Origin of the sequence: Sphingopyxis sp. CCNWLW2, from assembly GCF_037095755.1 — a bacterium.
In the GTDB taxonomy this organism is placed as follows: Bacteria; Pseudomonadota; Alphaproteobacteria; order Sphingomonadales; family Sphingomonadaceae; genus Sphingopyxis.
Map to the genome: position 1 here is coordinate 1882504 of NZ_JBAWKJ010000001.1, position 13194 is coordinate 1895697.

Sequence of the window (13194 nt, forward strand, 5' to 3'; positions counted from 1 at the left end):
TCCTCTATGGTGTTCGTTGAGCCTTATGCCGCCGGGCGCATCCATGGCCGGTCGGCGTCGAGCTGCTTTTCATAGGCGCCGATCGCCGCATCGCTCTTTTCGGTCAGTGAAATCTCGTCGAGCCCTTCGAGCAGGCACATCTTGCGGAACGGGTCGATCTCGAAGCTGAAACGGTCCTGAAACTGCGTCGTCACCGTCTGGTGCTCGAGGTCGACGAAAACCGGATCGGTCGCCGCGACCTCCATCAACCGGTCGATCGCCGCCTGCGGCAGCACGACGGGAAGGATGCCGTTCTTCACCGCATTGCCCGAGAAGATGTCCGAGTAAGAGGGCGCAATCACGACGCGGATGCCAAGGTCGCCGAGCGCCCATGCGGCATGTTCGCGGCTCGACCCGCATCCGAAATTATCGCCCGCGATCAGGATCGGCGCGCCCTTGAAATCGGCGCTGTCGAACAGATTGTCGGGATCGGCGCGCAGGCTTTCGAACGCACCGCGCCCCATGCCCTCGCGCGTCGTCGTCTTCAGCCAGTGCGCGGGGATGATGACGTCGGTATCGACATTCTTGAGCCCGAACGGGATCGCGCGGCCTTCGACCTTGTCGAGCGGGGTCATGCCATCAACTCCCGCACATCGGTCAGCTTGCCCGTCACCGCCGCCGCCGCCGCCATCGCGGGGCTGACGAGGTGCGTGCGCGCGCCGGGACCTTGACGGCCGACAAAATTGCGGTTGCTCGTCGAGGCGCAGCGTTCGCCCGCGGGCACCTTGTCGGGGTTCATCGCGAGGCACGCCGAACAGCCGGGCTCGCGCCATTCGAGGCCGGCGTCGGTGAAGATGCGGTCGAGCCCCTCGGCCTCGGCCTGCGCTTTCACCAGCCCCGATCCGGGGACGACGATCGCCCATTTGACATTGTCGGCCTTGTGGCGGCCCTTGATCACTGCGGCGGCGGCGCGCAGATCCTCGATGCGGCTGTTGGTGCAGCTGCCGATGAAGATATTCTCGACCGGCACATCCTGCATCCGCGTGCCGGGCTCAAGGCCCATGTACGCGAGCGATTTGGCCGCGGCGGCTTGCTTCGACGGGTCGGCGAAGCTTTCGGGCGCGGGGACGACGCCGGTGATCGGCACGACATCCTCGGGGCTGGTGCCCCATGTGACGCTCGGCGCGATGTCGGCGGCGTCGATGACGACACTCTTGTTATAGGTCGCGCCCGGATCGGTCGCGAGGCTTTTCCAGTAAGCGACCGCGGCATCCCAGTCGGCACCCTTCGGCGCATAGGGGCGGCCCTTGAGGTACGCGAAGGTCGTCTCGTCGGGCGCGATCAGCCCGGCGCGCGCGCCGCCTTCGATCGCCATATTGCTGACCGTCAGCCGGCCCTCGACGCTGAGCGCGCGGATCGCGCTGCCAGTATATTCGATGACATGGCCGGTGCCGCCCGCGGCGCCGATGACGCCGGTGATGTGGAGGATGATGTCCTTCGCGCTGACGCCGGGGCCGACTTCGCCCTCGACGCGCACTTCCATCGTCTTCGACGGCTGGAGCAGCAAGGTTTGCGTCGCGAGCACATGCTCGACCTCGCTGGTCCCGATGCCGAAGGCGAGCGCGCCGATGCCGCCGTGGCATGCGGTGTGGCTGTCGCCGCAAACGATCGTCGTGCCGGGCAGCGAAAAGCCCTGCTCGGGGCCGACGACATGGACGATGCCTTGCTCGGGCGCCGTCGCGTCGATGTAGCGGATGCCGAATTCGGGCGCGTTCTTCTCGAGCGCCGCCAATTGCGCCGCGCTTTCGGGGTCGGCGATCGGCAGCTTGTTGCCCGCCGCATCGAGCCGCGGCGTCGTCGGCACATTATGGTCGGGCACCGCAATCGTAAGATCGGGGCGGCGCACCATGCGGCCGCTCGCGCGAAGCCCGGCAAAGGCCTGCGGGCTGGTGACTTCATGGACAAGGTGACGGTCGATGAAGATCAGGCAAGTGGCATCGGGGCGCTGTTCGACGACATGCGCGTCCCAGATTTTCTCATAAAGGGTGCGGGGCCGAGTCATGCGGTTCACTTAAGCCTGCGCGACAACAATGCAAGCGAGTGGCGATCAAAAACGCAATTTTCGGTCGCGCTCGATGGAGTATAATGGGGCCATGTCGACGCTCGCCATCATTGCGCTCATTCTCGCCACCGTCGCGGCGATGGAGGGCGTTGCCTGGGCGAGCCACAAATATATCATGCACGGCTTCGGCTGGGCCTGGCACCGCGACCACCATGAACCGCACGACAAGATGCTGGAAAAGAACGACTTGTTCGGCCTCGTCGGCGCCGCGCTAAGTATTTCGATGTTCGTCGTCGGCAGTCCGATGATCATGGGCGCCGCGGCGTGGGAGCCCGGAACGTGGATCGGACTCGGCGTCCTCTTCTACGGCATCATCTATACGCTGGTGCACGATGGGCTCGTCCACCAGCGCTATTTCCGCTGGGTGCCGCGGCGCGGCTATGCGAAGCGGCTGGTGCAGGCGCACAAACTCCACCATGCCACGCTCGGCAAGGAAGGCGGAGTCAGCTTCGGCTTCGTCCTCGCGCGCGATCCGGCGAAGCTGAAGGCCGAGCTGAAGGCACAGCGCGCGGCGGGGGTCGCGGTGGTGCGCGAGGCGCTTGCCGACTAGGCCGTCCGGTAATCGGCGGTAATCACCCCCGCTGCCATCAATTCCGCCTCGTGACCCTCCTCGCGCCAGCTTTCGGCAAGCGCCTGCCGTTCCCATTCGACCATCGCCGGCTGCGCAAGCACATGGTCGACCCACGCCTGTCCGGCGCCGGCGTCGAGGCCATAGGTGCGGATACGGAAGGCGACAGGGGCGAAGAAAGCATCGACCGCGGTAAAACGGTCGCCCGCGAGGAAGGGGCCGCCGAAGCGCGACAGGCCCTCGGCGAACAATTCGCGGATGCGTGCGACGTCGAGCCGAAGCGCGCCCGACGGCGGTTTCGGCGTTACGCGAACGCCGACATTCATCGTGCAATCGTTGCGCAGCGCCGAAAAGCCGCTGTGCATTTCCGCCGTCGCGCATTGCGCCCAGGCGCGCGCATCGGGGTCGACCGGCCATACACCCTCGTGCCGGTCGGCGAGATAGAGCGTGATGCCCAGCGAATCATAAACCGTCCGTCCTTCGTCGAGCAGTGCGGGCACCTGTCCGGTCGGTGAGAAGCTGCGGAACTCGTCATAGTTGATCGGGTTGGTGAAGGGTTCGATCTGATCCTCGAACGCGATTTCCAGCGCGCGCATCAGCACCCAGGGGCGCAGCGACCAGCTCGAATAATTGCGGTTGGCGGTGATCAGCACATACATGCCTGGCGCTCCTGTGCGATGATGGGGGAAGTATAGTCGGGGTCGTGCGCGAACGGCAGTTCGGCGCCTTCGCGCAGTGCGGCGAGCACGCTGCCGAAATCGGTCGCGGCGCGCCACCCGAAGCGGCGCTCGGCGCGCGACGGATCGTAAACGCGGTCTATGATCTCGGGGAGTACCCAGCCTTTGGCGGCATAGAGCTCGGCAGCGTCGGGATGATGGCGCGCGATCACCGCGCGTGCATCGCGCGCAAGCTCCTCGGCCTCTTCGCGCACGAAGGGCGGCGGCGCCGAGAGGATGAAAGTGTCGCAGCCGATCTCGGGCGCGGCTTCGAGCGCGGCGAGATGCGCCGCGGCGGCATCCTCGACCGTCAGACGGCGGTTGAGCAATTCATTGGCCTTGAGATTCTCGCCGCCGGGGGCTTCGTGCGTGTCGTCATCCTCGGGGAAGAAGCGTCCGGTGCGCAGGATCGCCACCGCGATACCATGTTCGCGGTGCACCAGCCTGCACGCCTGCTCGGCGGCGAGCTTGGTGATTCCGTAAATGTTGCGCGGTTCGATCGGACCGAAATCCTCGTCCATCCACCACGCGCCCGCCTCGCCCGCGCCTTCGCGCACATCGGCGCGTATCATCAGCGAGGTGGTCGAGGTGAAGAGGAAGCGGTCGTTCCCCGCCGCGACCGCCGCCTCGATCAGATTGAGCGTGCCGCTGACATTGACGTCGACAAAGGCTTGGCGCGGATAACGGACGATGTCGGGTTTGTGCAGCGCGCCGCCGTGGATCACCGCCTCGATGCCATGCTCGCCCATCGTTCGGTCGATCAGCGCGCGGTCAGCGACGGTGCCGATGACGTGCGTATGCGTTCCGGGCACAACGTCGAGCCCGGTGACGTCATGGCCGTTTTGGGCGAGGAGCGGAGCCAGATAGCGCCCCAGCCAACCCGATGATCCGGTCAGCAGTACGCGCATCGATGAATCTCCTCTCGGCCTTGTCCGCGCGCCTCATACACAGGCTGCGGACGGGGGGGAAGGCGGTTACCCTTTCGGCTCCGCGGCAACCGGAGCCGCCTTCGCAGCGCTCCCCGCGGGCGCGGGCAATTCGCTAAGGTCGAGCCAGCCCGCATCGTCGCGCTTGTGATAGCTGTCGATTACCGTGAACGGGATGCGGAAGGGAAATCCCCAATCGCTGTTCCACAGCGCGACAACACCCGTCCGCGTCGCGGGTTCGAAAATCAGCGTCGCGCGATAGCCCTCGACTGCCCCCGAATGGCCTTCGAGCCGGCTGCCGCCGTAGGTGAAGCTCCGCCAGCCGAGGCCATAGGCGGCATCGCCCGTGGCAGCCCGCAAGGCGCCACCATAGAGCCGCCCCGTGCCGACGCGCGGGCGATGGGCAAGCTGCAACACCGGCGCCGGCAGCACATCGGGGCGCTTCCCCATCATCGCCTGCATCCATGTGGCGAAATCGACGATGTCGCTTTCGACCCCCGCGGCCGCCGGAACGCGCCAATAGGCTTCCTTGATCGGGCGGACCTGCGCGCCGCGGTGCGGTTTTGCCCAATCCTTGGCGCCCGTCAGCCGATCCATCCCGTACCCTGCGCTGACCATGCCGAGCGGGCGGAAAAACCGGTCCTCGACTGCCTTGCCGAACGGCTCGTTCGCGGCGCGCGCCAATATCTCGCTCGCGGCATCGAAGGCGATATTCTGATAGGTGTGGCAGGTGCCGGGTTCGCATTGCAGCGGTGCGGCGGCGAGGCTCGCGCGCAGCGCCGCCGGGTTCTGCCCTTCCTCCAATTTCTCGTCATAGGCGTTCTTGGTGAGGCCGGTGCGCTGCGACAGCAGCTCGTCCAGCGTGACATGCGTCTCGGCGCCGCCGGGCAAGCGTAGCGATGTGCCGAGGCCGGCGACCGGACGCGCCAGATCGACCGCGCCGTCGGTGGCCAGCGCGGCCGCCAGCACGCCCGTCGCGGTTTTGGAAACCGACGCCCAGCGGAACAGCGTTTGCGGCGTGACCTGCGCCCCGGTCGCCTTGTCGGAAAAGCCATAGGTGCGGACGAAACGCAGTTCGCCGTCTTCGACTACTGCTACCGCCAGCCCCGCCATCTCGGGCCGCTGCGACAGGTCGGCGAGTTGCCGGTCGAGCGCTTGATAGTCGATTCGGCCGCGCCATTCGGCGGGGGTGTCGGGCAGGTTCTCGGGCGCCTTGATCGGGATTGCGACGCTCGCAAGCGGGTGCTTCCCGCCGAGCGCGTGAATGCCAAACCAGCCCACAAGGCCCAAAGCGACGATCGCGATGAGATAGGTGAAAACTGGCTTCCTGGACTTGGATTTAGACTGCGACCTCATAATTGGCGGCCGTCTTAGCGGCGACTTCCGCGGCCGTCACCCCTCAGGGCGCAAGATGGCGCCAGGCCTTGAATGTCCCCACGGCGTAGATCGCGCCATAGACAAAGACGATCAGCGAAGACCAGATCGCGAAACTGTCGGTATGTTGCGGACGCCACAGATGGAGCGGCACAAAAATCAGTCCGCGGAGCAGATAGATGGACGCGATGACGATCAGCCCCGTCCGCAGCAGCGGCAGGCGCGGGAGCGAACCGGCGCCCGAAAAGGCATAGGCGGCCCAGATCAGCAAGACGGCGCCGATCGCGAGCGTGATCAGCGTCGGGTGCAGGTCGCCGCGCGCCGCCGCACGCGCCATGCCTTCGCCCGCGCCGAAAAAACGATACCAGTCGGGACCGCCGAAAATACACGCGATATGGAGCAGCGCGGCCAGAACCGACAGCCACCCGCCGACGATCAGCCAGGCGGAGCCGGGATTGGCCGCGACATTATGCAATATAATGCGCCGTCGTTTTCGCGGCGACGTCCTCCGCCGTCACGCCCGCCGCCAGCTCGATCAGCTTGAACGGGCTGTCATGGTCGTCGCGCTTGAACACCGCGAGGTCGGTGATGATCATGTCGACGACATTCTTGCCGGTCAGCGGCAGCGTGCATTCGGGGATGAACTTGGGACTGCCGTCCTTGGCGTTATGCTCCATCACGACGATGATCTTCTTGACCCCGGCGACGAGGTCCATCGCGCCGCCCATGCCCTTGATCATCTTGCCCGGGATCATCCAGTTGGCGATGTCGCCGTTCTCGGCAATCTCCATCGCGCCCAATACGGTGAGGTCGATATGCCCGCCGCGGATCATCGCGAAACTGTCCGACGAGCTGAAGTAAGCCGACTGCGGCAGCTCGCTGATCGTCTGCTTGCCGGCGTTGATCAGGTCGGGGTCTTCGTCGCCTTCGAACGGAAAGGGCCCGATGCCGAGCATGCCGTTTTCGGACTGGAGCGTGACCGTCATCCCCGCCGGGATATGGTTCGCGACCAGGGTCGGGATGCCGATGCCAAGGTTGACGTAATAGCCGTCCTGCAGTTCCTTCGCGGCGCGCGCCGCCATGTCATCACGCGTCCAGGCCATTATTTCGGCTCCCATTGCTTGTCGGAGGGGAAGGCGTCGTCCCAGCCCAGTTTTTCCCATGGGCCGTAGACGGGGTTGGGGAAAAGGAACCAGCCCTTGTCCCAGAGTGCGTTGGCGCCAGCGCTCGTCGCGAGCGCCATGCGCTGCGCTGCGGGCAGGTCCTTGACGTTGAACTGCTGGCTGAAATCGCCGAGCTGGTCGCCGCCCAAAATGATGACGCAATATTTCGACGCGATCGCCGCGCGGCGTCCGTCCTTGCTCGATCCGTCGGCATAGTCGCCCATCAGGAACAAAGTCTCGCCATGCTTGAACGCGCCGAGCCCGGCGGCGCGCAGCGTATCCTCGCTGCCCCTGGCATTGGCGGCGCTGCGGTTGGTGTTGGCGATGACGGTGATCCCCGCGGCGCGGAGCTTGTTCACCATCTCGACCGAGCCGGGCATCGCGGCTGCTTTGCCCGCACCGGTCTTTTCCCACTGGTCCCAGATTTTCGGATCATAGGCGGATTGCGCGAAATGGCGCATCGGCCCGAGGTTCCAGATCAGCGTCTCGTCGGCGTCGAACACCGCGGCGAAGGGCTTGTCGCCGCATGGCTCGAACGCCGGCGCATCCATCGTCGCACCCGCCGCGAGCACAACGCTGTCCTTCGGCCGCGCCTTGATCCGCCACACGCCATAGTCGGCGATCCGCGCGTTGGTCGCGCGCACGGCGACCGCCGCCTCGGGCGAGCCATAGAGATATTGCAGCTGGACCGGCGGCTTGGTGGCTTCGGCGGGTGAGGGCGGGGCCGGCGCCGTCGCGACCTCGGCCGGCGCGCTGGCGCACCCGGCAAGGAGCAGCGCGGCGCCAATGGCGAAGCCGCGCATCACGCCGTCTCGCGCGGGCGCGTCGTGCGGAATTCGATCTTCTTGTCGTACGGCGCACCAAGGACGAGGCGCTTCACATAAATGCCCGGCAGGTGGATCGCATCGGGGTCGAGGCTGCCGACGGGAACGATTTCCTCGACCTCGGCGACGCAGATCTTCGCCGCGGTTGCCATCGGCTGGTTGAAGTTGCGCGCGGTCTTGCGGAAAATCAGGTTGCCGCTCTCGTCGGCCTTCCACCCCTTGATGATCGCGAGATCGGCGAAGATGCCGCGTTCGAGGATATAATCCTGCCCGTCGAAATTCTTCACTTCCTTGCCCTCAGCAACAAGCGTGCCGACGCCGGTCTTGGTGTAGAAACCGGGAATGCCCGCGCCGCCCGCGCGGCAACGCTCGGCGAGCGTGCCCTGCGGGCAGAATTCGACCTCGAGCTCGCCCGCCAGATATTGCCGCTCGAATTCCTTGTTCTCGCCGACATACGACGAAATCATCTTCTTGACCTGCTTGGTACGGAGCAGCTTGCCGAGCCCTTCGCCGTCGATCCCGGCGTTGTTGCTGGCGATGGTGAGGTTCTTCGTCCCCGCATCGCGGATCGCGTCGATCAGCCGCTCGGGGATGCCACAAAGGCCGAAACCGCCTGCGCAAATCTGCATGCCGTCGAACAGCAATCCTTCGAGGGCGGCGGCGGCGTCGGGATATTGCTTCTTCCCCATGGGACGGCTCTCCTGAATGATTTCGCGCGCGACCTTGGCGCATTTGATCCATCAATTCTAATTGTTCGATTTTTGGATTATACATAGACAATGTCTATCAATCGCGTCTCGCTCTATCACCTCGAAACCCTGCTCTGGATCGACCGGCTCGGCACCTTTTCGGCCGCGGCCGAACGGCTCAACACCACCCAGCCGACGGTGTCGGCGCGGATGCGCGAGCTCGAACAGCGCCTCGGCACCGCGCTGTTCCGCCGCGAGGGGCGCGCGATGTCGCTCACCGCGGCGGGGCGCAAGCTGGTGCGCGACTGCGACCCGCTGCTCCGCGACATGCAGGTCGCGCTGCTCGGCAGCGGCGGCTATGGCGAGGCGAGCGGCGTCGTGCGCATCGGCGCGGGCGAGATTGCGGCGGCGAGCTGCCTTCCCGCCTTCGTCGCGGGATTGAAGGCCGATATGCCGAATGTCGGGCTCGAAATCGAAATCGACCTCACCGCGAACCTGATCCAGCAGCTGCTCACCGGGCGCACTGACATCGCCTTTGCCGCGGGACCGATCGCGCATCCGGCGCTGAAAACGAGCCCGATCGGCGCGGTCGAACTCGTCTGGCTCGCGAGCCCCGCGGTCGCGTCGGCCTTTGCGGCGGGTGAAGCCGCGCTTCCGGTCTGGTCGCTCGCCAGCCATTCGCCGATCCATGGCCGGATGCGCGAGGCGATCGCGGCGTCGCGCATCGCGCAGAAATCGCTCAACCTCTGCAACAACGCGCGCACGATGATCGACATCGCGAAGGCGGGCGGGGGCATCGGCATCTTCCCGCAACCGATGGTGCGCGGCGAAATCGCGAGTGGCGCGCTGGTGGAGATCGACGGCATGCCGACGCTGGCGCCCGTCGAGTTTCACGTCGCGATGCGCGTTGCGGATACCGAGCCTGTCCTCACGCAGATCTTCGAGCGCGCGGCAAAGCTGAACCTTGCGGAGGCGGTGGTCTGAGCCGAACGGCGGCAATCGACCGATTGCGGACGTCGGCGTCTCTAAATTCCTCCCGCATTGCCGACGTAACTGCATCCGTCTATCATTTGCCAGCTGTGGCGGCGCTGAAGGAAGCGCAGTCCCTTCGTCGGGGACAACTTTGCAACGTGGCGCAGGTGGTAGCGCGATCCCTGGAACGACGTGGGATAGGTCGCGGGTTCAAGCCCCGTCGTGAGCAAAGAAGCCGGTGTCGAGTCCAGCCCACAGCATCATTAGATCCTCGAGTGCCACGGACGACATAAACGCCAGTGGCTACACACTGGTTCTAAAGGCGCAAAGCCGCCAGACCGCTAACCACCCCAAAGCTGCCATCCGTAGCCGATCGATCGTCAGGACAGCTCGATCCCCAGCGCCGCCGACAGGTCGGCAAGCGCCTGTTCGCCGCTCGTCACCTTGATCGCGTGCATGCCAAGCTGGCTCGCGGGTTTGCAGTTGATCCCGAGGTCGTCGAGATAGATGCATTCGCCAGGCTCGACGCCCAACTTCTCGCACATCATCTCATAAATCCGCGGGTCGGGTTTGCGTACCCCCGCCTTGCTCGATTCGATCACATGCGCAAAGCGCGCCATGATGTCGGCGACTTCGATCGCGGCTTCCGCGCTGCGCGTCATCCCTGCGCCGAGAACGCCCATCTTGCCGCCCGGCACATTGTTCGTGATGCACGCGATGGTGAAGCCGCGATCCTTCAGCGTATCGAGCGCCGCAACCATCGCCGGACGCACCGCGCCCGCGATGACCGCCAGCACGGCTTCGCCTTCCAGCTCATGCCCCAGCGAGCGCGCCTCCTCGGCGAACAGCGCGTCGAACGCCGCGGCATCGATCTCGGCACGCTCGAACTTCGCCCAGGCATTGCCGTCGGGGTTGGCCGCGTTGACGCGGCGGACGAAATCGCGTGGCAGCCCGCGTTCTTCCTCCAGCCGGTTGAACGCCTCAAAGGGCGAGGCGGTGATGACGCCGCCGAAATCGAAGATCACGGTCGTGAAGCGACCCATGGATGGTTCCTGTCGTTGGGAGAGTTGGAAGGATCAGCGCAGCATGATGCTGGCGCGCGGATTGTCGGTGCCGAAGCTCTGTTCGGCGACCTTCACGCCCGCCGCTTCGAGCGCGGCGCGGCGCCCATCGGCGCGCGTCGCGAGGATCGCGGGTTCGAAGGCGAGGGTGCGCGCATAGCAGGGGAGCGCGGCGATGCGATCGAGCCATGCCACGGTTTTCGGCCAGCGCGCTGCGTCGGGCGTCCAGCCGGCAATCGCGGCGTTGCGCAGCGGACAGGCGACGGCGAGGTCGGCGATGCCGACCGCGTCGCCGAACAGGAAGCCGTCGACCGGCGCGCGTTCGTCGATCCAGTCGATCGCTTCGGGCAGGTCGGTGTCGGTGATCTTCGCGATTGCCGCCTCGTCGGGCGGACGCTTGAAGACGTGCGGCGCAACAATCTTCGGAAAGAAGAGGCTCCAGATGCAGAGGTCGCCGAGCCGGCTGTCGGCATATTCCTCGATCCAGCGTGCCTGTGCCCGTTCGCGCGGGCTCTTGGGCAGCACCGGGACAGCAGGGTAGGCTTCGTCGAGATATTCGGCGATCACGGTCGAATCGTTGATGACAAGGTCGCCGTCGACCAGCACCGGGATGCGGCGCAGCGGGCTCAGCTTCGAAAATTCGTCGTTGCCGTAAAAGGGCGTGATCGGATCGAGTTCGTAATCGAGCCCCTTCAGATGCAGGATCGCGAGGATCTTGCGCACATAGGGCGACACGGGGCTTCCGACGATCAACATCGCTTTTCCTTATTTCTTCGCGGGCGGCGTCGCGACGCGCTGGCCCGACCAGCTCGCATCATCGATAGTGAGGTCGAGCCGGTCGGGCGAGCGTATGGTATCGAGCAGAAAGACATAGGGTCCGCTCGCGGCGAGGATTGCGTCCATTGCCTTTTCCAGCGGGATGGTGACGGTCGGGATGCGCGCATAGCTCGACTTGATTTCGACCTTGTTCGGCCCCGTGCGTGTCACGGTGATCGTGACGCCATTTTTCGAGGATCCGCGGGCATCGGAAATGACGTCGCCCTTATAGGTGCCCGCTACGCGGTCGGCGAGATCGGGTTTGTGCGCGGGTGCGGCCTTGGGCGTTTCGGCAAGCGCGGCGCCCGCCGGAAGCAGGAGCGCGAGCGAGGTGGCGAAAACAAGCATGCGAAGCATGGCCGATCCTTTCTTGCGGTGAGAAAAGGGGCTGGTCGCCCCAGCCCTCATGGAACGATGACGATCCCTTTTTTGGGGTCGGCCTGTCCCGAGAGCATCTCCCGATAGGCGGCGAGCGCCGCGTCGCCGCCGCTGCGTTTATCGACCGAAGTCAGCCGCGGTGCAACGTCCATGAAGGCGAGCCAGGCTTCGGCGATCTTCTGCCCGAACGCTGCCCCGCCCCAATCGGCGATCCGCTTCTGGCTGCGGCCCGGCGCGAAAAAGCCCTGCCGTTCGGGGCCGGGCAGTCCTTCGCCGTCGACCTGCGCATCCCAGTGCGACTTGCCGACGATGATCGAGGCTTTGAGGTTGTTCCCGTAATGGCTGTGCACCACACGTGTCACCGCGCCATTGCCCGCCATGTCGACGAGCGCTGCGGGGGTCGATGCATTCAGCGTCATGATCTGGTCATAGCTGATCACGCGGTCGTAGATGCCTTGCGCCGCGAGCGCCTCGACATTGGCGGCGCTCGTCAGGCCGATCGTTTCGGGGCGGTCGGTACGCAGCTTGAGTGCGAAGCCGAGGCCGATCGCGGTTTTGCTCGACGCGCTCGCGATCAAAATCTGCTGGACGCCATAATCGCCCTCATCCTCGAACTGGTCGGCGATCAGCCAGCCGGTGAGGAACAACGGGCGGAACACCGGCCAATAATCATGGTCGGCGGCGCGATAATCGGGCAGCGCCTCGATCCGCTGATAATTGTTATAGATGGGGGGCAGGGTGGTGCGGCGCGGCGTGACATCGGTGAAGCCGCCCGGTCCCGCCTTGCCGACGGTCAGCACCGCATCACTCGCCATCGGATAATAGCCATAGAAAAGGTCGCCGACCGCGACGCCCTCGGCCGTGCTTTCGGTCACCGTCGCAAAGCCCCAGACGGGCAGGCGGCCCGGTGTGTCGCGCTCGGCGAAGAAATCCCAATAGCCCTGATCATTGCCGAACAGCCCCGCGGGCTTGCCGAACACCGCGTAAGTGATGTTGTTCGCGGTCATCGCATAGCTGCCCAGATGCACGCGCACCTGACCCGGCGCGAGCGGCGCATTGGCGTCCTCGACCAAATCAGCTTGCGTAATATCGTCGCGATCGATGTCGATCGCCCAGCTCTTTGCGCTCATATTCGGACCCCTCCGATTGTCTTGCCCGCGAATGCGGGATGACCGATAGTCATACAGATGGCACCGTCCCTGACAATCGCGGTCAAACGCATCCACGAACCGGCCGGTCCCGGCGACGGGACTCGCTTCCTCGTCGACCGGCTGTGGCCGCGCGGCGTGTCGAAGGAGAAAGCGGCGCTGGCGGTATGGCTCAAGCCGCTGTCGCCGAGCGACGGGCTGCGCAAGCGTTTCCATGGTGAGACCGCCGATTCGGACGAAGCGTGGGATGCGTTCCGGCTCGACTATTTCGCCGAACTCGACGCGGGCGGCGAGGACGTCAAGACGGCGCTCTTCACCCTCGACGCCGCGGCACAGGCGGGGCCAGTGACCTTGCTCTATGCCGCGAAGAGCGAGCAGCGAAACAACGCCGTTGCGCTCCGCGAATGGCTGGAGCGGCGATAGGCAAAAACTATCGTGTCCCCGCGAAGGAGCATCGG

At 65.4% G+C, this 13194-nt stretch carries 16 protein-coding genes; 3 read left to right on the top strand and 13 right to left on the bottom strand.

Annotated elements, in window-relative coordinates:
• Positions 1 to 23: 23 nt before the first annotated feature.
• Both leuD and leuC read right to left on the bottom strand, forming a co-directional pair.
• Positions 24 to 614, bottom strand: coding sequence for a 3-isopropylmalate dehydratase small subunit (gene leuD / locus V8J55_RS08895; protein WP_336445263.1), 591 nt, complete (start codon positions 612 to 614; stop codon positions 24 to 26).
• Positions 611 to 2041 (bottom strand): 3-isopropylmalate dehydratase large subunit, encoded by a 1431-nt coding sequence (leuC, locus tag V8J55_RS08900; RefSeq protein ID WP_336445264.1) that lies wholly within the window; start codon positions 2039 to 2041, stop codon positions 611 to 613. Before leuC ends, leuD begins: the two co-directional genes overlap by 4 nt.
• A gap of 91 nt (positions 2042 to 2132) precedes the next feature.
• Between leuC and V8J55_RS08905 the strand changes: the two genes are divergently transcribed.
• On the top strand, positions 2133 to 2651 hold the full coding sequence (locus V8J55_RS08905) for a sterol desaturase family protein (protein WP_336445265.1): 519 nt from the start codon (positions 2133 to 2135) through the stop codon (positions 2649 to 2651).
• On the opposite strand, the gene V8J55_RS08910 is transcribed toward V8J55_RS08905, so the two are convergent.
• From V8J55_RS08910 to V8J55_RS08940, 7 genes are all read right to left on the bottom strand, one after another.
• Positions 2648 to 3328 carry a glutathione S-transferase family protein gene (locus V8J55_RS08910; RefSeq protein ID WP_336445266.1) on the bottom strand — a complete coding sequence of 227 codons (681 nt, stop codon included), beginning with the start codon at positions 3326 to 3328 and terminating at the stop codon, positions 2648 to 2650. The two genes, V8J55_RS08905 and V8J55_RS08910, sit on opposite strands and share 4 nt — an antisense overlap.
• Positions 3316 to 4293, bottom strand: coding sequence for an NAD-dependent epimerase/dehydratase family protein (locus tag V8J55_RS08915; protein WP_336445267.1), 978 nt, complete (start codon positions 4291 to 4293; stop codon positions 3316 to 3318). The genes V8J55_RS08910 and V8J55_RS08915 overlap by 13 nt, the downstream gene beginning before the upstream one ends.
• Before the next feature lie 66 nt (positions 4294 to 4359).
• The gene (locus tag V8J55_RS08920) at positions 4360 to 5667 is read right to left on the bottom strand and encodes a serine hydrolase domain-containing protein (protein WP_336445268.1); all 1308 of its coding nucleotides are present in this window, start codon (positions 5665 to 5667) and stop codon (positions 4360 to 4362) included.
• Between the two features lie 43 nt (positions 5668 to 5710).
• The gene (locus tag V8J55_RS08925) at positions 5711 to 6160 is read right to left on the bottom strand and encodes a hypothetical protein (RefSeq protein ID WP_336445269.1); all 450 of its coding nucleotides are present in this window, start codon (positions 6158 to 6160) and stop codon (positions 5711 to 5713) included.
• Positions 6153 to 6788 carry a CoA transferase subunit B gene (locus V8J55_RS08930; protein WP_336445270.1) on the bottom strand — a complete coding sequence of 212 codons (636 nt, stop codon included), beginning with the start codon at positions 6786 to 6788 and terminating at the stop codon, positions 6153 to 6155. The genes V8J55_RS08925 and V8J55_RS08930 overlap by 8 nt, the downstream gene beginning before the upstream one ends.
• A complete protein-coding gene (locus V8J55_RS08935) occupies positions 6788 to 7651 on the bottom strand; it encodes an HAD family acid phosphatase (protein ID WP_336445271.1) in 864 nt (287 codons plus the stop codon). The genes V8J55_RS08930 and V8J55_RS08935 overlap by 1 nt, the downstream gene beginning before the upstream one ends.
• Positions 7651 to 8361 carry a CoA transferase subunit A gene (locus tag V8J55_RS08940; protein WP_336445272.1) on the bottom strand — a complete coding sequence of 237 codons (711 nt, stop codon included), beginning with the start codon at positions 8359 to 8361 and terminating at the stop codon, positions 7651 to 7653. Before V8J55_RS08940 ends, V8J55_RS08935 begins: the two co-directional genes overlap by 1 nt.
• A 90-nt stretch (positions 8362 to 8451) precedes the next feature.
• Here V8J55_RS08940 and V8J55_RS08945 point away from each other — a divergent pair, with 90 nt between their 5' ends.
• Positions 8452 to 9345 carry a LysR family transcriptional regulator gene (locus V8J55_RS08945; protein ID WP_336445273.1) on the top strand — a complete coding sequence of 298 codons (894 nt, stop codon included), beginning with the start codon at positions 8452 to 8454 and terminating at the stop codon, positions 9343 to 9345.
• 368 nt (positions 9346 to 9713) lie between these two features.
• On the opposite strand, the gene V8J55_RS08950 is transcribed toward V8J55_RS08945, so the two are convergent.
• Genes V8J55_RS08950 through V8J55_RS08965 form a run of 4 tightly spaced genes read right to left on the bottom strand, consistent with a single transcriptional unit; the run spans position 9714 to position 12718 of the window.
• Positions 9714 to 10376, bottom strand: a complete 663-nt coding sequence (locus V8J55_RS08950; RefSeq protein ID WP_336445274.1) for an HAD-IA family hydrolase — start codon at positions 10374 to 10376, stop codon at positions 9714 to 9716.
• Between the two features lie 33 nt (positions 10377 to 10409).
• Positions 10410 to 11150 carry a glutathione S-transferase family protein gene (locus V8J55_RS08955; RefSeq protein ID WP_336445275.1) on the bottom strand — a complete coding sequence of 247 codons (741 nt, stop codon included), beginning with the start codon at positions 11148 to 11150 and terminating at the stop codon, positions 10410 to 10412.
• Between the two features lie 9 nt (positions 11151 to 11159).
• The gene (locus V8J55_RS08960; RefSeq protein WP_336445276.1) at positions 11160 to 11567 is read right to left on the bottom strand and encodes a hypothetical protein; all 408 of its coding nucleotides are present in this window, start codon (positions 11565 to 11567) and stop codon (positions 11160 to 11162) included.
• 47 nt (positions 11568 to 11614) lie between these two features.
• On the bottom strand, positions 11615 to 12718 hold the full coding sequence (locus tag V8J55_RS08965) for a DUF2855 family protein (RefSeq protein ID WP_336445277.1): 1104 nt from the start codon (positions 12716 to 12718) through the stop codon (positions 11615 to 11617).
• 57 nt (positions 12719 to 12775) lie between these two features.
• Between V8J55_RS08965 and V8J55_RS08970 the strand changes: the two genes are divergently transcribed.
• On the top strand, positions 12776 to 13159 hold the full coding sequence (locus tag V8J55_RS08970) for a DUF488 domain-containing protein (protein ID WP_336445278.1): 384 nt from the start codon (positions 12776 to 12778) through the stop codon (positions 13157 to 13159).
• Positions 13160 to 13194: the final 35 nt, after the last annotated feature.

What these genes read in the sequence shown, in the direction of transcription:
- V8J55_RS08915 (WP_336445267.1), bottom strand. Translation starts at nt 4,293, where the DNA reads ATGCGCGTACTGCTGACCGGATCATCGGGTTGGCTGGGGCGCTATCTG.
- V8J55_RS08910 (WP_336445266.1), bottom strand. Translation starts at nt 3,328, where the DNA reads ATGTATGTGCTGATCACCGCCAACCGCAATTATTCGAGCTGGTCGCTG.
- V8J55_RS08905 (WP_336445265.1), top strand. Translation starts at nt 2,133, where the DNA reads ATGTCGACGCTCGCCATCATTGCGCTCATTCTCGCCACCGTCGCGGCG.
- leuC (WP_336445264.1), bottom strand. Translation starts at nt 2,041, where the DNA reads ATGACTCGGCCCCGCACCCTTTATGAGAAAATCTGGGACGCGCATGTC.
- V8J55_RS08950 (WP_336445274.1), bottom strand. Translation starts at nt 10,376, where the DNA reads ATGGGTCGCTTCACGACCGTGATCTTCGATTTCGGCGGCGTCATCACC.
- V8J55_RS08965 (WP_336445277.1), bottom strand. Translation starts at nt 12,718, where the DNA reads ATGAGCGCAAAGAGCTGGGCGATCGACATCGATCGCGACGATATTACG.
- V8J55_RS08955 (WP_336445275.1), bottom strand. Translation starts at nt 11,150, where the DNA reads ATGTTGATCGTCGGAAGCCCCGTGTCGCCCTATGTGCGCAAGATCCTC.
- V8J55_RS08920 (WP_336445268.1), bottom strand. Translation starts at nt 5,667, where the DNA reads ATGAGGTCGCAGTCTAAATCCAAGTCCAGGAAGCCAGTTTTCACCTAT.
- leuD (WP_336445263.1), bottom strand. Translation starts at nt 614, where the DNA reads ATGACCCCGCTCGACAAGGTCGAAGGCCGCGCGATCCCGTTCGGGCTC.
- V8J55_RS08935 (WP_336445271.1), bottom strand. Translation starts at nt 7,651, where the DNA reads ATGCGCGGCTTCGCCATTGGCGCCGCGCTGCTCCTTGCCGGGTGCGCC.
- V8J55_RS08940 (WP_336445272.1), bottom strand. Translation starts at nt 8,361, where the DNA reads ATGGGGAAGAAGCAATATCCCGACGCCGCCGCCGCCCTCGAAGGATTG.
- V8J55_RS08960 (WP_336445276.1), bottom strand. Translation starts at nt 11,567, where the DNA reads ATGCTTCGCATGCTTGTTTTCGCCACCTCGCTCGCGCTCCTGCTTCCG.
- V8J55_RS08945 (WP_336445273.1), top strand. Translation starts at nt 8,452, where the DNA reads ATGTCTATCAATCGCGTCTCGCTCTATCACCTCGAAACCCTGCTCTGG.
- V8J55_RS08930 (WP_336445270.1), bottom strand. Translation starts at nt 6,788, where the DNA reads ATGGCCTGGACGCGTGATGACATGGCGGCGCGCGCCGCGAAGGAACTG.
- V8J55_RS08970 (WP_336445278.1), top strand. Translation starts at nt 12,776, where the DNA reads ATGGCACCGTCCCTGACAATCGCGGTCAAACGCATCCACGAACCGGCC.